23 protein-coding genes and 1 tRNA gene are annotated in these 22,045 nt (G+C 67.6%); 23 read left to right on the plus strand and 1 reads right to left on the minus strand.

The features are described 5' to 3' along the window. The first annotated feature begins 3 nt into the window (after window positions 1-3). The 17 genes from HQN59_RS20915 to HQN59_RS20995 all read left to right on the plus strand — a co-directional run bounded on the left by HQN59_RS20915 (window position 4) and on the right by HQN59_RS20995 (window position 14,909). The gene (locus tag HQN59_RS20915) at window positions 4-471 is read left to right on the plus strand and encodes a PaaI family thioesterase (RefSeq protein ID WP_176071064.1); all 468 of its coding nucleotides are present in this window, start codon (window positions 4-6) and stop codon (window positions 469-471) included. Beyond that, window positions 468-2,333, plus strand: a complete 1,866-nt coding sequence (locus HQN59_RS20920) for an acyl-CoA dehydrogenase (RefSeq protein ID WP_176071065.1) — start codon at window positions 468-470, stop codon at window positions 2,331-2,333. The genes HQN59_RS20915 and HQN59_RS20920 overlap by 4 nt, the downstream gene beginning before the upstream one ends. Further along, window positions 2,330-2,581 carry a hypothetical protein gene (locus HQN59_RS20925; RefSeq protein ID WP_342451265.1) on the plus strand — a complete coding sequence of 84 codons (252 nt, stop codon included), beginning with the start codon at window positions 2,330-2,332 and terminating at the stop codon, window positions 2,579-2,581. Before HQN59_RS20920 ends, HQN59_RS20925 begins: the two co-directional genes overlap by 4 nt. After that, complete coding sequence (locus tag HQN59_RS20930) at window positions 2,578-3,366, plus strand: SDR family oxidoreductase (RefSeq protein WP_176071066.1); 789 nt, start codon at window positions 2,578-2,580, stop codon at window positions 3,364-3,366. The genes HQN59_RS20925 and HQN59_RS20930 overlap by 4 nt, the downstream gene beginning before the upstream one ends. After that, entirely contained in the window at window positions 3,366-3,806 is a 441-nt protein-coding gene (locus HQN59_RS20935; protein WP_176071067.1) for a PaaI family thioesterase, read from the plus strand. The genes HQN59_RS20930 and HQN59_RS20935 overlap by 1 nt, the downstream gene beginning before the upstream one ends. A 13-nt stretch (window positions 3,807-3,819) precedes the next feature. Beyond that, window positions 3,820-4,848: an NADP-dependent oxidoreductase gene (locus HQN59_RS20940; protein WP_176071068.1), complete on the plus strand. Its 1,029-nt coding sequence runs from the start codon at window positions 3,820-3,822 to the stop codon at window positions 4,846-4,848. Between the two features lie 2 nt (window positions 4,849-4,850). Continuing rightward, window positions 4,851-5,861, plus strand: a complete 1,011-nt coding sequence (locus tag HQN59_RS20945) for a glutathione S-transferase family protein (RefSeq protein WP_176071069.1) — start codon at window positions 4,851-4,853, stop codon at window positions 5,859-5,861. Next, complete coding sequence (locus tag HQN59_RS20950) at window positions 5,858-6,784, plus strand: SDR family oxidoreductase (protein ID WP_176071070.1); 927 nt, start codon at window positions 5,858-5,860, stop codon at window positions 6,782-6,784. The genes HQN59_RS20945 and HQN59_RS20950 overlap by 4 nt, the downstream gene beginning before the upstream one ends. Window positions 6,785-7,009: 225 nt before the next feature. Continuing rightward, entirely contained in the window at window positions 7,010-8,929 is a 1,920-nt protein-coding gene (thrS, locus tag HQN59_RS20955; RefSeq protein ID WP_176071071.1) for a threonine--tRNA ligase, read from the plus strand. Window positions 8,930-9,019: 90 nt separating this feature from the next. Continuing rightward, window positions 9,020-9,568, plus strand: a complete 549-nt coding sequence (gene infC, locus HQN59_RS20960) for a translation initiation factor IF-3 (protein ID WP_176071091.1) — start codon at window positions 9,020-9,022, stop codon at window positions 9,566-9,568. A 120-nt stretch (window positions 9,569-9,688) separates the two neighbouring features. Next, complete coding sequence (gene rpmI, locus HQN59_RS20965) at window positions 9,689-9,892, plus strand: 50S ribosomal protein L35 (protein WP_176071072.1); 204 nt, start codon at window positions 9,689-9,691, stop codon at window positions 9,890-9,892. A 25-nt stretch (window positions 9,893-9,917) separates the two neighbouring features. After that, a complete protein-coding gene (gene rplT, locus HQN59_RS20970; RefSeq protein ID WP_176071073.1) occupies window positions 9,918-10,274 on the plus strand; it encodes a 50S ribosomal protein L20 in 357 nt (118 codons plus the stop codon). Between the two features lie 113 nt (window positions 10,275-10,387). Further along, complete coding sequence (gene pheS / locus HQN59_RS20975) at window positions 10,388-11,428, plus strand: phenylalanine--tRNA ligase subunit alpha (RefSeq protein ID WP_176071074.1); 1,041 nt, start codon at window positions 10,388-10,390, stop codon at window positions 11,426-11,428. Between the two features lie 90 nt (window positions 11,429-11,518). Next, entirely contained in the window at window positions 11,519-13,951 is a 2,433-nt protein-coding gene (pheT, locus tag HQN59_RS20980) for a phenylalanine--tRNA ligase subunit beta (RefSeq protein WP_176071075.1), read from the plus strand. A 2-nt stretch (window positions 13,952-13,953) separates the two neighbouring features. Next, window positions 13,954-14,313 carry an integration host factor subunit alpha gene (locus HQN59_RS20985; RefSeq protein WP_176071076.1) on the plus strand — a complete coding sequence of 120 codons (360 nt, stop codon included), beginning with the start codon at window positions 13,954-13,956 and terminating at the stop codon, window positions 14,311-14,313. 33 nt (window positions 14,314-14,346) lie between these two features. Next, complete coding sequence (locus HQN59_RS20990) at window positions 14,347-14,799, plus strand: MerR family transcriptional regulator (RefSeq protein ID WP_176071077.1); 453 nt, start codon at window positions 14,347-14,349, stop codon at window positions 14,797-14,799. Between the two features lie 33 nt (window positions 14,800-14,832). Continuing rightward, window positions 14,833-14,909, plus strand: a tRNA-Pro gene (locus HQN59_RS20995). Window positions 14,910-15,635: 726 nt separating this feature from the next. Here the strand turns inward: HQN59_RS20995 and HQN59_RS21000 are convergent. Next, entirely contained in the window at window positions 15,636-15,926 is a 291-nt protein-coding gene (locus HQN59_RS21000) for a DUF1330 domain-containing protein (RefSeq protein WP_176071078.1), read from the minus strand. Between the two features lie 1,013 nt (window positions 15,927-16,939). Here HQN59_RS21000 and HQN59_RS21005 point away from each other — a divergent pair. The 6 genes from HQN59_RS21005 to HQN59_RS21030 all read left to right on the plus strand — a co-directional run bounded on the left by HQN59_RS21005 (window position 16,940) and on the right by HQN59_RS21030 (window position 21,944). Beyond that, window positions 16,940-17,881: a hypothetical protein gene (locus HQN59_RS21005; RefSeq protein ID WP_176071079.1), complete on the plus strand. Its 942-nt coding sequence runs from the start codon at window positions 16,940-16,942 to the stop codon at window positions 17,879-17,881. Between the two features lie 446 nt (window positions 17,882-18,327). Continuing rightward, on the plus strand, window positions 18,328-19,098 hold the full coding sequence (locus tag HQN59_RS21010; protein WP_176071080.1) for an ABC transporter permease: 771 nt from the start codon (window positions 18,328-18,330) through the stop codon (window positions 19,096-19,098). After that, window positions 19,095-19,904 (plus strand): ABC transporter permease, encoded by an 810-nt coding sequence (locus HQN59_RS21015; RefSeq protein ID WP_176071081.1) that lies wholly within the window; start codon window positions 19,095-19,097, stop codon window positions 19,902-19,904. Before HQN59_RS21010 ends, HQN59_RS21015 begins: the two co-directional genes overlap by 4 nt. 59 nt (window positions 19,905-19,963) lie before the next feature. Beyond that, entirely contained in the window at window positions 19,964-20,659 is a 696-nt protein-coding gene (locus HQN59_RS21020) for an ABC transporter ATP-binding protein (RefSeq protein WP_342451266.1), read from the plus strand. Between the two features lie 3 nt (window positions 20,660-20,662). Continuing rightward, entirely contained in the window at window positions 20,663-20,983 is a 321-nt protein-coding gene (locus HQN59_RS21025) for a hypothetical protein (RefSeq protein WP_217704238.1), read from the plus strand. Between the two features lie 10 nt (window positions 20,984-20,993). Then, entirely contained in the window at window positions 20,994-21,944 is a 951-nt protein-coding gene (locus HQN59_RS21030) for an ABC transporter substrate-binding protein (RefSeq protein ID WP_217704239.1), read from the plus strand. Window positions 21,945-22,045 lie beyond the last annotated feature (101 nt).

The raw sequence follows: 22,045 nt of genomic DNA on the forward strand, positions 1-22,045 counted from the left end.
GCGATGGCCGATGCCGTCACGGTCGACGCCGAGCGCTTCCTCGCGATGGGGCGCGAGGTGCTCGCGACCCAGCCGTTCAGCGTGCTGCTCGGCGCCGAGCTCGTCGCGCTCGCGCCGGGCCGCGTCGAGCTTGCGGTCGCCATGCGCGACGACCTGCGCCAGCAGGACGGCTTCGCGCACGGCGGCGTGGTGAGCTACCTCGCCGACAACGCGCTCACCTTCGCCGGCGGCACCGCGCTTCGGGTGCCGGTGGTCACGTCGGAATACAAGATCAACTACCTGCGGCCGGCGCTCGGCGAGCGACTCCTCGCCCGTGCCGAGGCACTGCACGTCGGCCGATCGCAGGCGGTCTGCCGCTGCGAGATCGTCGCCGTCGGCGCAGCTGGCGAGAAGCTTTGCGCCGTCGCGCAGGGCACCATCGCACGGCGGAGCGAAGGCAGCGGCGATCGCAGCGCGGAGGAGGGCGCATGAGCTACCGCGCGACGCTCGACTTCCTGCTCTACGACTGGCTCGCTGCCGACACGCTGGTCGCGCGCGAGCGTTTCGCCGACCACTCGCGCGAGACCTTCGACTCGGTGCTCGACACCTGCGAGCGCCTGGCGCGCGACAAGTTCGCGCCGTTCAACCGGCGCGCCGACACCGAGGAGCCCTGGTTCGACGGCCAGAAGGTGCACCTTCCGGAGTCGAGCCACGCCGCCGCCGCGGCCTACGCCGAAACCGGCATGCTCGCCGCGGCGCAGGACTACGAGGTCGGCGGCATGCAGCTGCCGTGCGTCGTGCAGATGGCGGCCAACAGCTTCTTCTCGAAGGCCGGCATCGGCGTCGGCGGCGCGGCGATGCTGACCAGCGGCAACGCGAATCTGCTGATGGTGCACGGCACGCGGCTGCAGCAGGAGGTGTTCGCCAGGAACGAGTTCGCCGGGCGCTTCTCGGGAACGATGTGCCTTTCGGAGCCGCAGGCCGGATCGAGCCTCTCGGACATCACCACGCGAGCCACGCCGGACGGCACCGACTTCGAGCGCGACCCGCTCGGCCCGCGCTACCGGCTGCGCGGCAACAAGATGTGGATCTCGAACGGCGAGCACGAGCTCACCGAGAACATCGTCCACCTGGTGCTCGCCAAGATCCCGGGCCCGGACGGCAGGCTGATCCCCGGCACGCGCGGGATCTCGCTGTTCATCGTGCCGAAGTGGCTCGTCGACACGCAAGGGCAGCTCACCGGCGAGCGCAACGACGTCGCGCTCGCCGGGCTGAATCACAAGCTCGGCTATCGCGGCATCCCGAACACGCTGCTGAACTTCGGCGAAGGGCGCTTTCCGGTGCGCCCGGAAAGCGCGGACGGATCGACGGGCGCAGGCGCCATCGGCTACCTCGTCGGCCGCCCGCACGAGGGCCTCGCCTGCATGTTCCACATGATGAACGAGGCGCGCATCGCGGTCGGCCTCGGCGCGACGATGCTCGGCTACGCAGGCTACGAGGCGTCGCTCGACTATGCGAAGGCGCGTCCGCAGGGTCGGCCGGTCGGCCCGGGCGGCAAGGACCCGACGGCGCCGCAGGTGCCGATCATCCGGCACGCCGACGTGAAGCGGATGCTGCTCGCGCAGAAGGCGTATTGCGAGGGCGCGCTCGCGCTCGAGCTGTACTGCGCGCGCCTCGTCGACGAGCTGCGCACCGGACCCGCGGAGGGTGCGGCCGACGTCGCGCTGCTGCTCGACGTGCTGACGCCGGTCGCCAAGAGCTGGCCCAGCGAGTGGTGCCTGGAGGCGAACAGCCTGGCGATCCAGGTGCACGGCGGCTACGGCTACACCCGCGACTTCCCGGTCGAGCAGTACTGGCGCGACAACCGCCTCAACATGATCCACGAGGGCACCCACGGCATCCAGGCGCTCGACCTGCTCGGCCGCAAGGTGGTCATGCAGGGCGGACGTGGCCTCGAGCTCGTGGTCGCGCGGATGCGCGAAAGCGCGGACCGCGCACGCGCCGTGCCGGCGCTCGAGCGGCACGCAGCGGCGCTCGACGACGCCGTCCGGCAGCTGGTCGCCGCGACACGTGCGGCCTGGGCCACCGGCGTTCCCGACGAGGCGCTCGCCAATGCGACGCCATACCTGCAGGCGTTCGGTCACGTCGCGATCGCCTGGATGTGGCTCAACGTGGCGATCCGCAGTGCGGCGCTGCTTGATGGTGCAACGGACGCCGACGCCGACGCCCGACGCGGGCGGCTCGCCGCCTGCGCCTACTTCTTCGCTTACGAGCTGCCGCGCATCGGCGCGTGGCTCGGCGTCGTGGCGTCACGCGACGCCACCTGTCGCACCATGCAGGAGAGCTGGTTTTGAAGCTGACCCCGGCGCGTGTCGACGTCGTCGTCTGGAGTTCAATCTACGGAGGCCTGCTGGTGCTCGGCCTCGGCCTTGCCGTGCAGCGCGAGCTGCCGGCGGCGGGCTGGGTCATTGCCGTCGTCGGCGGTCTCGCCGCGCTGCTCGGCGTGGTGCTGATCGGCGTGCGCTCGCGCATGACGGATCCGGCCGCCAAGCCCGACCCACGCGCCGGCGGCACCGCCGACACCCCACGAAGGACGCCATGAGCACACCCATCCAGCAACTGTTCGACCTCACCGGCAAGACCGCGCTCGTGACCGGCGGGTCGCGCGGCCTCGGCCTGCAGATCGCCGAGGCGCTCGGCGAAGCGGGCGCGCGCGTCTTCCTCACCTCGCGCAAGGCGCCCGACCTCGAGGAGGCCGCCGCGCACCTGAAGGGCCTCGGCATCGACGCGCAGTGGCTCGCCGGCGACATGAGCCAGGCCGCCGAGGTCGAGCGCGTCGCGCTCGGTGCGATCGAGCGCATGGGCGACATCGACATCCTCGTCAACAACGCCGGCGCGACCTGGGGCGCGGCGGCCGAGGACTATCCGCTCGAAGCGTGGGACAAGGTGATGAACCTCAACGTGCGCAGCATCTTCCTGATGAGCCAGGTCATCGGCAAGCGCTGCATGATCCCGCGCCGCAGCGGTCGCATCATCAACATCGCGTCGATCGCCGGGCTCGCCGGCAACACGGCTTACATGCAGACGCTGGCCTACAACACCAGCAAGGCGGCGGTCGTCAACTTCACGCGCGCGCTCGCCGGCGAGTGGGGCAAGTACGGCATCACCGTCAACGCGCTCGCGCCCGGCATGTTCCCGAGCAAGATGACCAAGGGAACGCTCGAGAAGCTCGGCGACGAGCTCGCCCAGCGCGCGCCGCTCGGTCGCATCGGCGACGACGACGACCTCAAGGGCGCGGTGGTGCTGTTCGCGTCCCGGGCCGGCAAGCACATCACCGGGCAGACGCTGCCGATCGACGGCGGCGTGTCGGCGGTGATCGCGGCCTGATGACGCTGCCGTTCCGCGTCAACCTGCCGTTCGCGCGGCTGGTGGGCCTGCAACTGCTGCGCTACGAAAGCGGCGAGGCCGACATCGCGGTCGACCTGCGCGAGGACCTCACCAACTCGTGGGGCGTCATGCACGGAGGCGTGACGATGACGCTGCTCGACGTGACCATGGCGCACGCCGCGCGCGCACCGTGGCCGGGCGGCGACGACGCCCTCAGCGTGGTCACGATCGAGATGAAGACGAGCTTCATGCGGCCCGGCCTCGGCCGCCTCGTCGCCCGCGGGCGGCTGCTGCACCGCAGCGCGGCGACCGCGTTCTGCGAGGCATCGGTGTCCGACGCCGACGGGAAGCTGGTCGCCCACGCCACCGGCACCTTCCGCTACCTCAAGAGCCTGCCCGCCGGCGACCAGCGCATCCAGCGCGCCGACGCGTCCGACTGAAAGCGAGACCACCATGACGACCACAAACAGGCAGATCCATCTCGCTTCGCGTCCCGACGGCGAGGCGTCGAGCGCCAACTTCCGGCTCGTCGAGGCGCCGGCGCCCGAGCCCGCGAGCCTGGCGGTGGGGCAGGTGCTGGTGCGCCACCACTACCTCAGCCTCGACCCCTACATGCGCGGCCGCATGAACGATGCCAAGAGCTATGCGGTGCCGCAGAAGCTCGGCGCCGTGATGGGCGGTGGCACCGTCGGCGAGGTGCTGGCGTCGCGTCATCCCGGTTATCAGCCGGGCGACAAAGTCGTCGGCATGGGAGGCTGGCAGGAGTACGCGGTCGTCGACGCGGCGCAGCCCGGCGCCCTGCGCAAGGTCGACACCACCCACGTGCCGCTCTCGGCGTACCTGGGCGCGGTGGGCATGCCCGGCGTCACCGCCTGGTACGGCCTCATGAAGATCTGCGCGCCGGTCCCGGGCGCGAGCATCGCGGTGAGCGCGGCGAGCGGCGCCGTCGGCAGCGTGGTCGGCCAGCTCGCTCGGGCCAAGGGTTGCCGCGCCGTCGGCATCGCAGGCGGCCCGGAGAAGTGCGCCTACGTCGTCGACGAGCTCGGCTTCGACGCCTGCATCGACTACAAGGCGCATGCGGACCCGAAGAGCCTCTACCAGGCGCTCGCCGATGCCACGCCCGACGGCATCGACGGCTACTTCGAGAACGTCGGCGGCGCGGTGCTCGACGCGGCGCTGGCGCGCATGAACGCGTTCGGGCGCATCGCCATGTGCGGAATGATCAGCGGCTACGACGGCGCGCCGATCCCGCTCGCCCACCCCGCGCTGATCCTGCAGTCGCGCCTGCGCGTCGAGGGGTTCATCGTCTCGGAGCACATGGAGGTGTGGGGCGAGGCGCTGGGCGAGCTGGCCGGTATGGTCGCCAGCGGGCGCCTGAAGTACCGCGAGTCGGTCGCCCAGGGCCTCGAGTCGGCGCCCGATGCGTTCATCGGGCTCCTCAAGGGCCGCAACTTCGGCAAGCAGCTCGTCAAGCTGATCTGACCATGGCGGCTGCTCCCTCCCCGCAAACGTCGCCACGCCTCGAAGGAGCGCTCGAGGGCGCCGCCGGGCGCCACGACATCGTTCTGCATCACTACCCGAGCTCGCCGTTCGCCGAGAAGGTGCGGCTGGTCCTCGGCTTCAAGCAGCTGGCCTGGCGCTCGGTGACGATCCCGGTGATGCTGCCCAAGCCCGACGTGGTCGCGCTGACCGGCGGCTACCGCCGCACGCCCGTCATGCAGATCGGCGCCGACGTGTACTGCGACAGCGCGCTGATCTGCCGGGTGCTCGACCGCCTGGCACCCGAGCCGCCGCTCTGGCCCCCCGAAGCCGCGGGCCTGGCGGACATCGTCGCCCAGTGGTCCGATGCGATGCTGTTCTGGGTCGCGGTCCCGTTCACCATGCAGCCCGCGGGTGCCGTGCACGTCGTTCCCGACCGCTCGCCCGAGTTCCTGAATGCGTTCCGCGCCGATCGTGCGGCCATGACGGCCAGTCTGCGGCGCCCGCCGCTCGCCGACATGCGCGCGCAGCTCTTCGCCTACCTCGAGCGCATCGAACGCATGCTCGCCGACGGCCGCGCCTATGTGCTGGGCAGCGCGCCGAGCATCGCCGACTTCGCGCTCGCGCACCCGATCTGGTTCATGCGGCTGGCGCCCCCGATCGCCGCGCTGCTCGAGCCGTATCGCCGGCTCGGCGGCTGGGTCGAGCGCATCCTGGCGTTCGGGCATGGCGCGCCGGGCGACCTGTCGAGCAGCGAGGCGATCGCGATCGCGGCCGCGGCGGGCGCGCACGCGCCGACGACGGTCGACGCGGGCGAGCCGTTCGGTCCCGGCGCGGCCGTCAAGGTGTCGGCGCTCGACTACGCCACCGACGAGGTCGCCGGCACGCTGGTCGGCCTCACGCGCGACGAGGTGGTGATCGCGCGCGACGACCCACGTGCCGGTCGCGTCCACGTGCATTTCCCGCGCGTTGGCTTCCAGGTCAAGGCCGCACCCTCCGAGGAGAACCAGCGATGAAGAGCTTCAGCGGACGCACCGCCGTGATCACCGGTGCCGGCTCGGGGTTCGGGCTCGAGGCGTCGCGAATCGCCGCCCGGCTCGGCATGAACGTCGTGATGGCCGACGTGCAGCCCGACGCGCTCGAGCGTGCCGCCGTCGAGATCGAGAACCTCGGCGCGCAGGTGCTCGCGTCGCGCGTCGACGTGGCGAACGCCGCCGAGGTCGACGCGCTGGGCGCCGCGACGCTGGAACGCTTCGGCGCGCCGCACGTCGTCTTCAACAACGCCGGTGTCGGCGCCGGCGGGCTGATCTGGGAGCACACGCTCAAGGACTGGAGCTGGGTGCTCGGCGTCAACCTGATGGGCGTGGTGCACGGCGTGCGCACCTTCACGCCGATGATGCTCAAGGCCGCCGCGGCCGACCCCGGGTACGAGGGACACATTGTCAACACGGCCTCGATGGCGGGCCTGGTCAATGCGCCGCTGATGGGCGTCTACAACGTCAGCAAGCACGCGGTGGTGTCGCTCAGCGAGACGCTCTATCAGGACCTGCGCCTCGTCACCGACCAGATCGGCGCGTCCGTGCTGTGCCCGTTCTTCGTGCCGACCGGCATTGCCGAAAGCCACCGCAACCGCCCGGCGGATCAGCGCGACGACGCCGAGCCCACGCGCGCGCAGCGGATCGGCCAGGCGATGAACGCCAAGGCGGTCGCGCGCGGCAAGGTGAGTGCCGCCGAGGTGGCGCAGTTCGTGTTCGACGCCATCGCCGAGGACCGCTTCTATGTCTACAGCCATCCGCACGCACTCGGCGGCGTGCAGACGCGCCTCGAGGACGTGGTGCAGGGCCGCAACCCCACCGACCCGCTCGCGGCCCGCCCCGAGGTCGCGGCCGAGCTGAAGGCGGCGCTGCGTGCGGGCGAGGGCGCCGGGCGGCCAGCGTGACGTGCGGCGCACTGGCGGCCGTGTACGGTCGGGGCCGGCAAGGGCGCTGAACTACAATCGACGTTCGACGAACGACAAGGGCGAGAAAGGCATGCTGGTTATGACACCGCGAACTTCCACCTTCTTCGGGAAGGTCCGGGCCGTCGCGCGTCTCGACTGAGCAATTCCTGTTTTCGTCTCGAAAGCGCGGCCTGGTCCGCGCTTTCCTGTTTTTGGAGGTTCCCGATGATCTCGATCCAGCTGCCCGACGGTTCCAAACGCGAGTTCCCGGGGCCGGTCACCGTCGGCGAGATCGCCGCCTCGATCGGCAGCGGCCTGGCCAAGGCGGCGCTCGCCGGCCGCATCGGGTCGGGCGACCACGCCCGCGTCGTCGACACCAGCTTCGTCATCGACCGCGACACCGAGCTCTCGATCGTCACCGCCAAGGACCCGGCCGGTCTCGACGTGATCCGTCATTCGGCGGCGCACCTGCTGGCGGCGGCGGTCAAGGAGCTGTTCCCGGAGGCGCAGGTGACGATCGGGCCGGTCATCGAGAACGGCTTCTATTACGACTTCTCGTACCACCGGCCGTTCACGCCGGAGGACCTGGCAGCGATCGAGGCCCGCATGGCCGAGCTCGTCAGGAAGGACGAGAAGGTCGAGCGCCGGGTCCTGCCGCGCGACGAGGCCGTGGCGTATTTCCGCGGCATCGGCGAGGCCTACAAGGCCGAGATCATCGCCGGCATTCCCGCGGGCGAGGACGTCTCGCTGTACCGCCAGGGTGCCTTCGAGGACCTTTGCCGGGGCCCGCACGTACCGTCGACCGGCAAGCTGAAGTACTTCAAGCTGATGAAGGTCGCGGGCGCCTACTGGCGCGGCGACCACCGCAACGAGATGCTGCAGCGCATCTACGGCACCGCCTGGGCGACCCAGGAGGAGCTGCAGAACTATCTGCACATGCTCGAGGAGGCCGAGAAGCGCGACCACCGGCGCCTCGGCCGCGAGCTCGACCTGTTCCACCTCGACGAGCACGCGCCGGGGCTGGTGTTCTGGCATCCGAACGGCTGGACCATCTGGCAGGCGGTCGAGCAGTACATGCGGCAGGTCTATCGCGACAGCGGCTTCCTCGAGGTGAAGGGACCGCAGCTGCTCGACCAGGGGCTCTGGGAGAAGACCGGGCACTGGGACAAGTACCGCGAGAACATGTTCACCACCGAGTCGGAAAAGCGCGAGTACGCGCTCAAGCCGATGAACTGCCCCGGCCACGTGCTGATCTTCAAGCAGGGGATCAAGAGCTACCGCGACCTGCCGCTGCGCTACGGCGAGTTCGGCCAGTGCCACCGCAACGAGCCGAGCGGCAGCATGCACGGGATCATGCGGGTGCGCGGCTTCACGCAGGACGACGGCCACGTGTTCTGCACCGAGGACCAGATCCTCGACGAGTGCACCAGCTACACGGCGCTGCTCCAGCGGGTGTACCGCGATTTCGGCTTCACCGAAATCCTCTACAAGGTCGCGACGCGTCCCGAGAAGCGCATTGGCTCCGACGAGGTCTGGGACAAGGCCGAGGCCGCGCTGATGGAGGCACTCCGACGCTCGAACTGCGAGTTCACGATCGCACCTGGCGACGGCGCGTTCTACGGCCCGAAGATCGAGTACACGCTCAAGGACGCGATCGGCCGGCAGTGGCAGTGCGGCACCATGCAGATCGATTTCTCGATGGCAGGGCGGCTCGGCGCCGAGTACGTCGCCGAATCGGGCGAGCGTCTGCCGCCGGTGATGCTGCACCGCGCGGTGATCGGCAGCTTCGAGCGCTTCATCGGGATCCTGGTCGAGCAGCACGCCGGCGCGATGCCCGCCTGGCTCGCGCCGCGTCAGGCCAGCGTGCTCACGATCACCGAAAGTCAATCCGATTACGCCCAGGCGGTTGTCAAAACGCTGCAGAAACAAGGACTTAGAGCAGCGTCTGATTTGCGCAACGAGAAAATCAACTATAAAATCCGCGAGCACACGATGCAGAAGGTCCCGTACATCCTTGTCGTGGGCGACAAGGAGAAGGCGAACGGGACCGTTGCCGTGCGCGCCCGGGGCAATCGAGACCTCGGCGTGATGACGATCGACGACTTCTGCGCGAAGCTCGCCGCCGACGTCGCGCAGAAGGTCTGAGAGCCCGGCCGGAGGCATCGTCCGGCGCCTGGCGCGCTTCGATCGTTTACGGATTCCGCTCGCCTCGGGTCTTTCGAAAGGTTTTCGACTATCGCTACTTTTGCTGACCGCCGCACCCCGAACGCCGAGCGCAAGCATCGGCTCAACCGGGAGATCATGGCCCCTGAAGTTCGCCTGAACGGCCAGAACAACGAGCCGCTCGGCATCGTGAGCCTGAACGAGGCGTTGCGCCTCGCGGGCGAGCAGGACGTCGATCTCGTCGAGATCGTCGCCCAGGCCGATCCGCCGGTCTGCAGGCTGATGGACTACGGCAAGTTCAAGTATCAGGAGCAGAAGAAGGCGGCCGAGGCGAAGTCCAAGCAGAAGGTCATCGAGATCAAGGAAGTGAAGTTCCGCCCGGGCACCGACGAGGGCGACTACGCGATCAAGATGCGCAATCTCCGGCGCTTCATCGCGGAAGACGGCGACAAGGGCAAGGTCACGCTGCGCTACCGCGGTCGCGAGATCACCCACCAGGACATCGGCATGCGCCTGCTCGAGCGCATCCGTGACGACCTCGCCGACGTGGCCGTGGTCGAGAACATGCCCAAGCTCGAGGGTCGCCAGATGATCATGGTGCTGGGCCCGAAGAAGCGCTAGGCGAGCCGGAGAACAGGATTCAGCGGCGCACGAGCGTCGCTGCAAAAGCGGCTGCAGGCCTCCAAGACGGCAAGACCTTTGCCGGCGCCTGACCAGTCGCAATGTAAGCAGGGAGCAGAAATGCCCAAGATGAAGACGAAGAAGAGTGCGGCGAAGCGTTTTCGCGTTCGTCCGGGTGGCACCGTGAAGCGGGGCCAGGCGTTCAAGCGCCACATCCTCACCAAGAAGTCGACGAAGAACAAGCGCCAGCGGCGCGGCGCCGTGTCGGTCCATGAGACCAACATGGGCCACATGGCGCAGATGCTGCCGTTCGCGGGCCTGTAAGGCCTGATCACTTCAAGGAGAAACCATGCCCCGAGTCAAACGCGGCGTCACCGCCCGCGCCCGCCACAAGAAGATCCTCGCCCTCGCCAAGGGCTACCGCGGCCGTCGCAAGAACGTATTCCGGATCGCCAAGCAGGCGGTCATGCGTGCTGGCCAGTACGCCTATCGCGACCGCCGCAACAAGAAGCGCGTGTTCCGTCAGCTCTGGATCGCGCGTATCAACGCCGCGAGCCGCAGCCACGGTGTCACGTACAGCCAGTTCATGGCCGGCCTCAAGAAGGCCGCGATCGACATCGACCGCAAGGTCCTGGCCGACATGGCGGTGCACGACGCCGCCGGCTTCGGCAGCATCGTCGAGAAAGTGAAGGCGGCGCTCGCCTGAGCCCGCCCGATGCCGCCGCGCGCGCCGGGTGACCGGCGCAGCGGCGCGCAGCACCGCCCGCGTCTGCGCTGCGGTTGTCTTTCCGAGCGACTTCGCTCCGTAGCTTCGACACGATGGACGCCGATTCCCTGGTTCAAGACGCCGCGGCGGATTTCGCCCGCGCGACCACGCCTGCCCAGCTCGAGGACGCGAAGGCACGCTACCTCGGCAAGACCGGCCGGATCACCGAGCAGCTGAAGGCGCTCGGCTCGTTGCCCGCCGACGAGAAGAAGACCCGCGGCGCCGCGATCAACGTGCTGAAGCACCAGGTCGAGGCTGCCCTCAACGCACGCCGCGCCGAGCTCGCGCAGCTCCAGCTCGAGGCGCAGCTGCAGGCCGAGGCGCTCGACGTCACGCTGCCCGGCCGCCGTCGCGGAAACGGCGCGCTGCACCCGGTGAGCCGCGCGATGGAGCGTATCGAGCAGATCTTCGGCTCGATGGGCTTCGACGTCGCCGACGGCCCCGAGATCGAGACCGACTGGTACAGCTTCACCGCACTGAACAACCCGGAGAACCATCCGGCGCGTTCGATGCAGGACACGTTCTACGTCGACCTCAAGGACGCCGAAGGGCGCTGGCTCAACCTGCGCCCGCACACGTCGCCGATGCAGATTCGCTACGCGCAGGCCCACGCCGCTCGTCATGCCGGAGCGGCGACCATGCCCGACGTGCGGGTGATCGCGCCGGGCCGCACCTACCGCGTCGACAGCGACGCGACGCACTCGCCGATGTTCCACCAGGTCGAAGGCCTGTGGATCGGCGCCGACGTGAGCTTTCGCGACCTGAAGGCGCTCTACCTCGACTTCGTGCAGGCGTTCTTCGAGACGACCGCCCTGCAGTTGCGCTTCCGGCCGAGCTACTTCCCCTTCACCGAGCCGAGCGCCGAGATCGACATCATGTTCGAGAGCGGCCCCCTGCAGGGTCGCTGGCTCGAGGTGTCGGGCGCCGGCCAGGTGCACCCGCAGGTGGTGCGCAACATGGGGCTCGACCCCGAGCGCTACATCGGCTTCGCGTTCGGCTCGGGCATCGACCGCCTCGCGATGCTGCGCTACGGCATCGACGACCTGCGCGTCTTCTTCGACGGCGACGTGCGCTTCCTCGGCCAGTTCGCCTGACCTCCCATGACGCCGCGACGCTCGCCCCGCTCGCCGCGCCTCGACGGCGCGCCAGCGGCGTAGACCTGCGCCCGGAGCCGGCCCTTACCCATGCAACTTCCTGAATCCTGGCTGCGCGAGTTCTGCGATCCGCCGATCGACACGCAGGCGCTCGCCCACACCCTGACCATGGGGGGCTTCGAAGTCGAGGCGATGCGGCCGGTCGCGCCGCCGTTCCATGGCGTCGTCGTCGGCGAGGTGCTGACGGCCGACCCGCACCCCAATGCCGATCGGCTGCGCGTCTGCCGCGTCGACGTGGGCCTTGGCGAGCTGCTCGACATCGTCTGCGGCGCGCCGAACGTGCGGGCCGGGATCAAGGTGCCGTGCGCGCGCGTCGGTGCCGAGCTGCCGCCTGCCGGCGATTCGACCGAGCCGTTCCGCATCAATCTCGGCAAGATCCGCGGCGTCGAGAGCGCCGGCATGCTGTGCTCGGCGCGCGAGCTGCAGCTCGCGGACGACCACGCCGGCCTGCTGGTCCTCGACGACGACGCCGTCGTCGGCGCCGATCTGCGCACCCAACTGCGCCTCGACGACACCATCTTCACGCTCAAGCTCACGCCCAACCTCGCGCACGGGCTCAGCGTCTACGGCATCGCCCGCGAGCTCGCGGCCCTGACCGGAGCGCCCTTGCGGGAGCCGTCGATCGTGCCGGCGGCGGTGACGGCAGGCGAGGGCGACCGCCTGCCGGTGCGCGTCGAAGCCAGCGACCTCTGCGGGCGCTTCTCGGGCCGCATCATCCGCGACGTCGACATCAGCCGTCCGACGCCGGCGTGGATGGTCGATCGCCTCGCGCGTTGCGGGCAGCGCTCGGTCTCGCCGCTCGTCGACATCTCGAACTACGTGATGTTCGAGCTCGGCCAGCCGACGCACATCTTCGACCTCGACAGGATCCACGGCGGCCTTACGGTGCGCTGGGGCCGCCCGGGTGAGTCGCTCGAGCTCCTGAACGGCAGCACGGTTGAGCTCGACGGCGACGTCGGCGTGATCGCCGACGCGCAGATGGTCGAGTCGCTCGCCGGCATCATGGGCGGCGCCGCGACCGCGGTGTCCGACGCCACTCGCAACATCTACGTCGAGGCCGCGTTCTGGTGGCCCGAGGCGGTCGCCGGACGTTCGCGTCGCTACCACTTCGCCACCGACGCCGGGCACCGCTTCGAGCGCGGCGTCGATCCCGAGCGCACCCTCGACGCCATCGAGCGCATCAGCCAGCTGGTGCTCGCGATCTGCGGCACTGCCGAGACGCGATGCGCACCGATTGACGACCAGGTGCTGAACCTGCCGGCGCGCGCGCCCGTTCAGCTGCGCGTCGCGCGCGCCGCCAAGGTCATCGGCATGCCGGTGACGCAGGCCGAGTGCGAAGCGGTGCTTGTCCGGCTCCGCCTGCCGTTCGAGAGCGCGGACGGCGTCGTCCGCGTCACTCCGCCGAGCTGGCGCTTCGACTTGCGGATCGAGGAAGACCTGATCGAGGAGGTCATCCGCCTGATCGGCTACGACCGTTTGCCGGCGGGCGCGCCGAGCGCGGCGCTGCACGCGCGCGCGGCGAGCGAGACGCGGCGCAGCAGCTGGGCGCTGCGCCATCGTCTGGCGGGACTCGGGTACCTGGAGACGATCAACTTCAGCTTCGTCGACGACGCGTCGGAAACCGAGCTCGCCGACAACGCCGCCCCGGTGCGCGTGCTGAACCCGATCGCCAGCTCGATGGGCGTGATGCGCTCGACGCTGCTCGGCAGCCTGCTCGGCGTGCTGCGCAGCAACCTCGCGCGCAAGGCGACGCGGGTGCGCGTGTTCGAGCTCGGCAAGGTGTTCCTGCGCGACGCCGAGGCGTCCGCGGGCCCGGGCAGCGTCGGCGGTGTGCGTCAGCCGACCCGCGTCGGCGGTCTTGCGTTCGGCCCGGTCGATCCGCTGCAGTGGGGCGCCCCGGCGCGCAACGTCGACTTCTTCGACGTGAAAGGCGACGTCGAGACGCTCCTCGCGCCGACGGTTGCGCGCTTCGTGCCGACGCGCCATCCGGCGCTGCACCCCGGCCGCAGTGCCGCCGTCGAGGTCGACGGCCGGACGATCGGCGTGATCGGCGAGCTGCACCCGCGCTGGCGCCAGCGCCACGAGCTGCCCGGCGCGGCGGTGCTTTTCGAGCTCGATGTCGAGGCGCTGCGCGCGCAGCCGATGCCGCGCCATGCGGCGCTGCCGCGTCGCCAGTCGGCATGGCGCGACCTCGCGGTGGTCGCGGGGCCTGACGTGAGCCACGAGGCGCTGATCGAGACCATCACGTCGCACCCGAGCGGCCTGATCCGCTCGGCGAATCTGTTCGATATCTACAAGCCGTCGGCGCCGGTTCCCGACATGGCGGCGGACGAGCGCAGCCTCGCAGTGCGGCTCGAGCTGCTCGACGACACCACCACCCTGACCGACGAGCGCATCGACGCGGTCGTCACCGACGTCCTGCGCACGCTCGGCGAGCGCCTGGGCGTTCGCCTGAGGCGCTGACCATGACTGTTCCCGAGCGCCCCGAGCGCGTGCTGCTGCCGACCATCGAGACGCCGACGCTGACCAAGGCCGAGCTCTCGGAGCTTCTGTTCGAGCGTCTCGGGCTCAACAAGCGGGAGTCGAAGGACATGGTCGAGGCGTTCTTCGAGCTGATCCACAAGACGCTGCTCGAAGGCGACGACGTCAAGCTGTCGGGGTTCGGCAACTTCAACATCCGGCGCAAGGCACCGCGGCCGGGGCGCAACCCGCGTACCGGGGAGTCCATACCGATCAAGGCGCGCCACGTCGTGACGTTCCACGCCAGTCACAAGCTCAAGTCAGTCGTGCAAGGTGACACACCGCCGCCGCAGGAGTTCGAGTAAAGTCTAGGTTTATCTCCGGATCTTATTGATTTCATGGAGAAAACTCTTCCTCCGATTCCAGCCAAGCGCTACTTCACGATCGGTGAAGTCAGCGAGCTTTGCGGGGTCAAGCCGTACGTGCTGCGCTACTGGGAACAGGAGTTCACGCAGCTCAAGCCGATGAAGCGGCGCGGTAACCGCCGCTACTACCAGCACCACGAGGTGCTGCTGATCCGCCGCATCCGCGAACTTCTCTACGAGCAGGGCTTCACCATCAGCGGTGCCCGCAACCAGCTCGCCGACAGCGTGCATCGCAACGGCCAGTCCGACGGTCACGACGGCCACGACGCGTTCGCAGCCGATGGCGCCGACGCCACCGAGCGCATCGAGGTGCGGCTGATCGACGTCGACGCCAACCCGGCGGCGCCCGTCGGCGGATCCCTCGTGCTCACCGCGAGCCAGGTGCGCGAGGAGCTTCTTTCGATTCGCGGCCTCCTCGTGCCGTGAGGGGGCCTCGGCGGCACCTATAATGCCGCTCGACGGGGCGTAGCGCAGCCTGGTAGCGCACTTGCATGGGGTGCAAGGGGTCGCGAGTTCGAATCCCGCCGTCCCGACCAGTCCGATCAACGGGTTAGCTCTCACGAGGAGCTAACCCGTTCGTCTTTGCAGTCCCGCTGCCTGCGGCCGAGCCGACGCACCCGGCGTAGTTTCGACCACGATGCTTGAGCGTAGTGAGCGCCGCGTGAGCGCCGGCGGAGCTTGCTCGTGAGTTCGGCTCCACGCGTTGACCATCGCCGACTCGGTCGGGCAGGGAACCATCGACCCCGCTCTCGGCGACCGTTGTCGGAGATGAGAGTCCCCGACGGGCACTGTGGGCGGCGGCGCCTACGACAACGCGAGGGCCGAAAGTGTCGCTGCAAGCTCGAGAGCGAGCTGATCGACCGCCGCAGCTTCAAGAGCAAGACCGAGGCACGCTTGGCGGACTTCCCTGAACTGCGGCTGGTTCAACCCGCGCCGTCGGCATTCGGCACATGGCCCCATCTCGCGCGCCGACTTCGCGAGGATGGGCGCCAGGAACGCCAGCAATCAGTCCGCCGTGCGGGTCGCAGGTCTGTGCGCGGCAAACGCCATGCGAGCCGTGGACAACCGTGCAGCGGCCCTCATCGGAACTTGAGCGTCAGAGGTTTGCCGTCGGCACAGAGTGAGGTCACTAACTGACGGCACTGGACACCGCCGACCCTGTCGACGAAGCCATCCGCATGGCGGCCGTGCTCAGCAGCTCACTGATACTGAGCTTCCGAGGCCGGATCAGGCGTCGCTCGAGGGCTTGACTTCGATAGCGCTCAGAGGCCCGGAACGATTCGAATGTCACGTTCCGCGCCGTCGCCAAGAGCCTCCAGCGCCGCGAGGTAGGCGGGACTGTCGTGAGCCGCGACAGCCTGTTCGACACTGTCAAATTCCAGCACGACGGTGCGCTGCTTGACTCCGAGTTCATAGATCGTCGACGGCTCGCCGCGCGCCAGGAAGCGGCCACCTGCGGCCATGAGTGCGGGGCCGGCGAGCTTCGCATAGGCGGCGACCTTTTCCGCGTCGTTCACCGCGCGGTACGTAGTAACCCAATAGCCTTTGGACATTGAAACCTCTTATTGATGTGAATGGACTTGGTCGCAGGAGACCTCGGCAGCGTCATTGCGCCGCCTGACCTCTTGAGCAAGAGCGACCGCGCATGCGGACGCTGCTCGACCGCGGGAAGGGCAATTTACAACGATGGTTCGCGGCGGCCAAGCCGTGGCAGGTCTGGCGAGTCGCCGCTTGAGCCAGTGTTCGGCCTTGGTCGAAGCTCGGTTCCAGCGGTGCCGCGCCAATAATCTTGTTGCAGACATCGTTCCACTTGGCCGTACGTGGCACGACTCCCAACCCGCGGTTCTCGTTGGGCTCAGGACCCCAGCAGCTCGTGCCCAAGCGCACCACGGCGTGGTAAGCCATGAGGCGCCAGGCGCCCATGGAATAAGCCATGGTTATAGCACCCCGGACTGTCCTCGCCTGCTCTTCGATCGGTAGGACCACAGCCGCCCGACACCGGATCCGATGCTCCGATCCGCGACTGGTTCATCCGCCGAGCGGAGGTCACCTCCAGCAGGTGCTGCTGGAACCAAGCGGGTCCAGCAGGGCAGCGGTGGTGTCATCTTCCTCGCGATCGACCCCGCATGGCGGCTCTCTCGATGGCCCCTGGCGGTGGGCTCAAGGCCCCGAATTGGTGCGAACGAACAGCGATGAGCCCAAGACGTCTCGATTTCCGCGAGGCCTTGCTCGCATCCGGTTGGGTCAACGCGACCGGCTTCGACCCCAGGAACGAGCACCGGGAGCCGCAGCTTTTTCAGGTGCAGCTTGACGATCGTCAAGCAGAGGGGTGGGATCGCGTAGGGTTGACGAAAGCTTATAGCGACATCACATCTTCTCAGTCGCGGCGCGGGCAAACACTGAGTCGCCGCGCGGGCACCGACTGCAACACTGCGAACACTTGCTGCTACCCCAAGGCTCTACGGCGGTCGCGATAAGGAAGCCAGACCGACGGGCTCGCAGCCACACAAGCCCGAACGATGGGCGACGGCTGGGCGTGCGTTGATTTACAAGTTCGGAGGGGAACGTGAAAAATCTGTGGAAGCGTAGTTTGGCTGCCTTGGGTGCGATAGCGATCAGCACGGTCGGGATGACGCAAGCTCATGCACAGGCCAAGGCATGGACGCCAAAGCCGACACCGCTCGCGCCTTACGTGAACGGGATGAAGCCGCTCACGAAGCTGAGCGACGTGCTCGCCGACAAGGACCCGTCCGCCAGTTGGCGCCACAAGGTCGTCGATGATGAGAGCGTGAAGGCTGCATGGGTGGGTTTGAAGCCAGGCGATGGGATGCGGCAGAAGCTGGTGGCAGATCACCGTACCGCGTTCGTCGTCTGGGAGGGCCAGATCGAAGTCAACATCCCGGGTCAGACTCCTGCAACGTTCACTGCGACCAAGGGGATGATGGTCCAGGTTCCGCTCCGCCGGCCGTACTCACTGACGAACGTGGGTTCGACGCCATCGCTGCATTTCGAGGTCCATAACGCAAAGCGGGTCTTCATCTATCCGCAGCCCACCTCGACAGCGGGGTTGCCGCCACCGCCGGAGGGCCATGTCTGGTTCCCGCACCGGTACGAACAGCCCGATAGCTTCACGTCGCAGGGCACGCCGGTTTCCCGCAACTTCTTCGCCAATCCGGCGGGCAGCACAGGCGCCTTCGTGAACGACGATCGCTTGTTCATGAACGTCATCCGCGGCGCCAATGCCCCCGTCACCGATGAGTACTATTTCAAGGTCTCTGATGGTGACGCCTGGTTCGTCATGGAAGGTCAGATGGGTTTCTCGGTCGAAGGTCTGGGCTCCTTGGTCGCGAACCCGGGTGATATCGTTTATGTCCCGGCAGGCCGTTTCCAGCAGCCTTCGCACCTTGGTGGTGGCTTCTCGACGGGGATTGTCATCAACGGCTATCCCAGGGGTTCACGCCACTGGCCTGAAATCCAACCCCCGGTTCCCCCGATCGCGTCGATGTAGTCGATCAGTCGCGAGCGTTGCTGCACCACCGCGTGTCGGTTTGCGTCGCCTGGCCTGAACGTGGGGCTCGTGCCGAGAGGCGAGGTTCTCTGGACCTTCGCAGGCAATGATGCGGGTGGAACTTGGCGGTGCGCAACGACGTGTCGGCATGGTCGTCGGATGCGTCGCGCAACCTGGTACTTCAGGACTCGCGCGGCGCGATCGACACAGCCCTGAATGCGGTATTCGTGGTCGTCGATGATCGTGTCGGCGGCTGGTTTCGAGGACAACCTCGCCCACCATCTGGTTAGAGCGCGCCATCGAAAAATGCGCTGCTGAAAGATCCCGCCATGCCATGGGGCAGGTCCTTGGTTTCACCCCTGTTGAAGCTGTCTCGCCGCAAGGCCGGCGCCACCCGCCGCACGGTCGGCCAAGCGGTTCCCGCAGTCTGAGGAAGAATTGAATTGATGCGGCACTGGTTCTCGGCGCTTTGGTTCTGCGCGCCTTTCGCGGTCTTGCTCGTCCTATGGGCGGTCTTGATCCCGTACTTCGACGTCAATCCTCGCCTGTTCCCCCACCTCGACTCGGTCGTGCAGGCCGGTCTCGATGGCATCAAGGACGGCACCCTTATCCGGCACATCGGTGCGAGCTTGCTGCGCGTCAGCGTCGGCACCGTGCTCGCCCTCGTGTTCGCCATTCCGCTCGGGGTTGCCATGGGCGTCAGCCCGGCGGTCTCGGGTTTTCTCACGCCCCCGCTCAGGTTCTTCTCGGTGCTGGCAGGCATCGCGTGGATCCCGCTGGCGTCGCTGTGGTTCGGCTACGGCTTCGGCGCCATCACTTTCATCATCTTCAATGCGGTCTTCTTCATCGTGACTTACAACACGCTGCTCGGCGTGTCGACCATTCCCCTGCAGGTGCGCAACGCAGCCGCATCCCTGGGCGCGGGGCACTGGGCCATGCTGACCGAGGTACTGCTGCCCGGCGCGCTCCCGAATATCGTCACCGGCATTCGCACCGGACTGGGCTTCGCCTGGCGCGGGCTGATCGCCGCCGAGATGATTGCGACCAACGTGGGACTCGGTTACATGCTTTTCGTCGCGCGTGATTTCTACAAGACCGAAGTGATCGTGCTCGGCATGATCGTCATCGGCGTGCTGTGGTTGCTGCTTGATCGCCTGGTGCTGGCGCCGATCGAGCGCGCCACCAGCGAGCGCTGGGGCCTGGTGCAGCGGGCATGACGACTTTTTTCCTCAAGGCCTGGAGCCACTATCTGCGCCTGACGACGCAGTGGCCGTCGCTCGGCACCATCGTGCCGTTCCTTCCGCTTGTCGCAGCCTGGTGGATCGTCACCGCGCTTCAGGTATTCCCGCCTGCGTTCCTGCCTGGACCCCCGGAGGTCGTGCGCTCGTTCGGGACGCTCGTCTACACGGGCGTGCTGCCGGACTACCTGCAGGACAGCATCGTGCGCCTGGTCGTCGGGTCCTTCTGGGGCATCTTGCTCGGCATCCCCGTGGGCATCCTGGTGGGCCTCAGTCAGCGGGCGCACAAGGCGCTCTGGCCGTTGCTGATGTTCTTCCAGGCCATCGGCGACATCGCCTGGTTGCCGATCCTGGTGATCTGGTTCGGCTACGGGCTGACGACCATGACCGTCGTCATCGTCTACACGGTTATCTTTCCGGTCATCCTGAACACGGTGCTGGGCGTGCGTTCGATCCCGATCAACATGCATCGCGCCGCGCTGAGCCTCGGTGCCTCGCGCATCCGCATGCTGTGGGAAGTGGTGCTGCCGGGTGCGCTTCCCAACATCATGACGGGGCTGCGCAACGGCCTGGGTTACGGCTGGCGCGCCCTCATCGCGACCGAGATCATCGTCGGCACCAGCGGCATCGGTTTTCTCATGTTCGATGCCCGCCGCGCAGGCTCGGTGGTCGAGATCCTGCTGGGCATGATCATTCTCGGGATTCTTTGGTACATCGTTGACAGCTGGATCCTCGCGCCGATCGAGCGGGCCACCGGACAGCGCTGGGGATTGGTGACGAAGTGAAAAGCCTGACTATTCGCAATCTTTCGAAGACCTATTTCGATGTCCACGCCGGCTCGAACGTGACGGCGGTGCGCGACTTGTCGCTGGAGATACCGGCGGGCGAGTTCGTGTCCATCGTCGGCCCGTCAGGGTGCGGCAAGACAACGCTCCTCAACATGATCGCCGGGTTCCTTCCTCACACCGAGGGGGACATCCTGGTTGGCGGCCAGCCCGTAAAGGGGCCAGGTCCCGACCGCGGCGTGGTGTTCCAGTCATGGGCGCTTTTCCCGTGGCGCACCGTCCTCGACAACGTCGCGTTCGGTCCCAAGATGCGCGGCGTCGGCAAGGCCGAGCGCGAGAAGATCGCGCACGACTACCTCGCGCTCGCCAAGTTGTCCCATGCTGCAGGGCGCTACCCCAACGAGCTGTCGGGCGGCATGCAGCAGCGCGTCGGCGTGGTGCGTGCGCTGGCGAACGAGCCGGACGTGCTGCTGATGGACGAACCCTTCGCCAGCGTGGATGCGCAGACGCGCATGACCCTGCAGGAAGAGCTGACCCGGATCTGGGAGCAGAAGCGGCCCACGGTCATCTTCATCACCCACGATGTCTCCGAAGCCGTCTTCCTCGGCAACCGGGTGATCGCCCTGTCCAAAGGCAAGGTGCTGGAGGAGATCGACGTCGACCTGCCGCGGCCCCGGGTTTGGGACGACCTCAACGAGGACGACCGCTTCAAGGCGCTGAACGCGCGCGTTCTTCAACTCGTGCGGGCCGCCTGAGCCATGCCGGGTGACGTTCTCAGGTCGCGGAAGTTCCACATCCTGCTGGCTATCGCGGTCTTCTATGTCGCGTGGCAGGTCTGGCTGACGATCGCGGCACCGCAAAAGGTCGCCGGCGTTGCGGGCGAGTCGGAGAAGATAAACATACTGGTCACGCTGCCGTTTCCACCGGAGCGTTTTCACTTTCAGAAGCTCCAGACCTTTGGCAGGGTATCCGGTGCGGAGGAGGCGAATGCCCTTGAAGTTCGCGGAGTGAAACGAGATGATCTGACGACCGTCGCGCGTCCTTACTGGGTGAGGCGTGTGGAACCATTGAAACCTTAAGGAGACCATGATGAAACGAATCGCGTTGCTGCTCTGTTCCCTGTTGTTGTTGCCCTCGCTGGCGCTGGCCCAGGCCACGAACCTCGTGAAGGTGAAGGTGGGCATGGTGGCCGCCGTCGACATGCTGGCGTTGCCGATCGCCGTCGAGCGCGGCTTCTTCGAGAAATACGGGCTCGACGTGACGATCGCGCGTCCCTATGCGACCGGCGTCGATGCGCTCAATGCCCTGCAGGCCGGCGAGACCGACATGGTGCAGGCCGGCGTCCCGGCCATCGGCGCCATCCTGCGCGGCATGGACCTGGTATTCCTCGGCAACTTCAGCGGCAACGCCACCAAGCTGGGCTCCGATGCCACGCTTGCCCTCATCGCGAACAGCGGCACCGGCATCGTCAAAGGTGACCTGAAGAGCCTCAAGGGCAAGAAGATCGCGACCTCGTTCGGCACGATCAACCACCTCTACATCCTCGGCCTGCTCGAGAAGGGTGGCCTGACGCCCGCCGATGTGACGCTGGTCAATACGCCTCCGCCGGAGATGACCGTGGCGTTGCTCGCCAAGGGCGTGGATGCGTTCGTGGCTTGGGATCCGGCTCCGGTCATCGCCATGAAGGACGTGCCCGGCGCGATCGAGGTGATCCGCGGCGGTGACGTGATTTCCTACCTTGGCTTCAACATCGCCCTGCGGCCCTGGGCAGAAAAGAACGGCGCAACGATCGAGAAGTTCCTGGCAGGCGTGTCCGAAGCCGACCAGTGGATGCGCAAGAATCCCAAGCAGGCCGCCGCCATCGGCACCCGCTGGATTCCCGGCTTGAAGCTTGACGTTGCGGAAGCCGCGATGCAGAACAACATCCAGCAAGTCGACCGCCGCATCTCCGCGCACAACTATCGTGCGCTCTGGAAGGCGCAGGACACGCTGCAGCGGCTGGGCGTGATCAAGACCACAGAGCCGGCCGCGCAAATCTGAACACGGCGTAAAGTGGACTGGCTGCTCCGATGGGCGAGGATAGAGCCCGAGATTCAGGAGCAGAGAACATGAGCAGAAGACCACGGCGCAACCACTCGGCG

This window comes from Rhizobacter koreensis (assembly GCF_013366375.1).
Classification (GTDB): domain Bacteria; phylum Pseudomonadota; class Gammaproteobacteria; order Burkholderiales; family Burkholderiaceae_C; genus Schlegelella_A; species Schlegelella_A koreensis.

Excerpts from the sequence above, each read along its gene's own strand:
- HQN59_RS20915 (WP_176071064.1), top strand. The coding sequence starts at position 4 with ATGGCCGATGCCGTCACGGTCGACGCCGAGCGCTTCCTCGCGATGGGG.
- HQN59_RS20920 (WP_176071065.1), top strand. The coding sequence starts at position 468 with ATGAGCTACCGCGCGACGCTCGACTTCCTGCTCTACGACTGGCTCGCT.
- HQN59_RS20930 (WP_176071066.1), top strand. The coding sequence starts at position 2,578 with ATGAGCACACCCATCCAGCAACTGTTCGACCTCACCGGCAAGACCGCG.
- HQN59_RS20935 (WP_176071067.1), top strand. The coding sequence starts at position 3,366 with ATGACGCTGCCGTTCCGCGTCAACCTGCCGTTCGCGCGGCTGGTGGGC.
- HQN59_RS20940 (WP_176071068.1), top strand. The coding sequence starts at position 3,820 with ATGACGACCACAAACAGGCAGATCCATCTCGCTTCGCGTCCCGACGGC.
- HQN59_RS20945 (WP_176071069.1), top strand. The coding sequence starts at position 4,851 with ATGGCGGCTGCTCCCTCCCCGCAAACGTCGCCACGCCTCGAAGGAGCG.
- HQN59_RS20950 (WP_176071070.1), top strand. The coding sequence starts at position 5,858 with ATGAAGAGCTTCAGCGGACGCACCGCCGTGATCACCGGTGCCGGCTCG.
- thrS (WP_176071071.1), top strand. The coding sequence starts at position 7,010 with ATGATCTCGATCCAGCTGCCCGACGGTTCCAAACGCGAGTTCCCGGGG.
- rpmI (WP_176071072.1), top strand. The coding sequence starts at position 9,689 with ATGCCCAAGATGAAGACGAAGAAGAGTGCGGCGAAGCGTTTTCGCGTT.
- rplT (WP_176071073.1), top strand. The coding sequence starts at position 9,918 with ATGCCCCGAGTCAAACGCGGCGTCACCGCCCGCGCCCGCCACAAGAAG.
- pheS (WP_176071074.1), top strand. The coding sequence starts at position 10,388 with ATGGACGCCGATTCCCTGGTTCAAGACGCCGCGGCGGATTTCGCCCGC.
- pheT (WP_176071075.1), top strand. The coding sequence starts at position 11,519 with ATGCAACTTCCTGAATCCTGGCTGCGCGAGTTCTGCGATCCGCCGATC.
- HQN59_RS20985 (WP_176071076.1), top strand. The coding sequence starts at position 13,954 with ATGACTGTTCCCGAGCGCCCCGAGCGCGTGCTGCTGCCGACCATCGAG.
- HQN59_RS20990 (WP_176071077.1), top strand. The coding sequence starts at position 14,347 with ATGGAGAAAACTCTTCCTCCGATTCCAGCCAAGCGCTACTTCACGATC.
- HQN59_RS21000 (WP_176071078.1), bottom strand. The coding sequence starts at position 15,926 with ATGTCCAAAGGCTATTGGGTTACTACGTACCGCGCGGTGAACGACGCG.
- HQN59_RS21010 (WP_176071080.1), top strand. The coding sequence starts at position 18,328 with ATGCGGCACTGGTTCTCGGCGCTTTGGTTCTGCGCGCCTTTCGCGGTC.
- HQN59_RS21015 (WP_176071081.1), top strand. The coding sequence starts at position 19,095 with ATGACGACTTTTTTCCTCAAGGCCTGGAGCCACTATCTGCGCCTGACG.
- HQN59_RS21025 (WP_217704238.1), top strand. The coding sequence starts at position 20,663 with ATGCCGGGTGACGTTCTCAGGTCGCGGAAGTTCCACATCCTGCTGGCT.
- HQN59_RS21030 (WP_217704239.1), top strand. The coding sequence starts at position 20,994 with ATGAAACGAATCGCGTTGCTGCTCTGTTCCCTGTTGTTGTTGCCCTCG.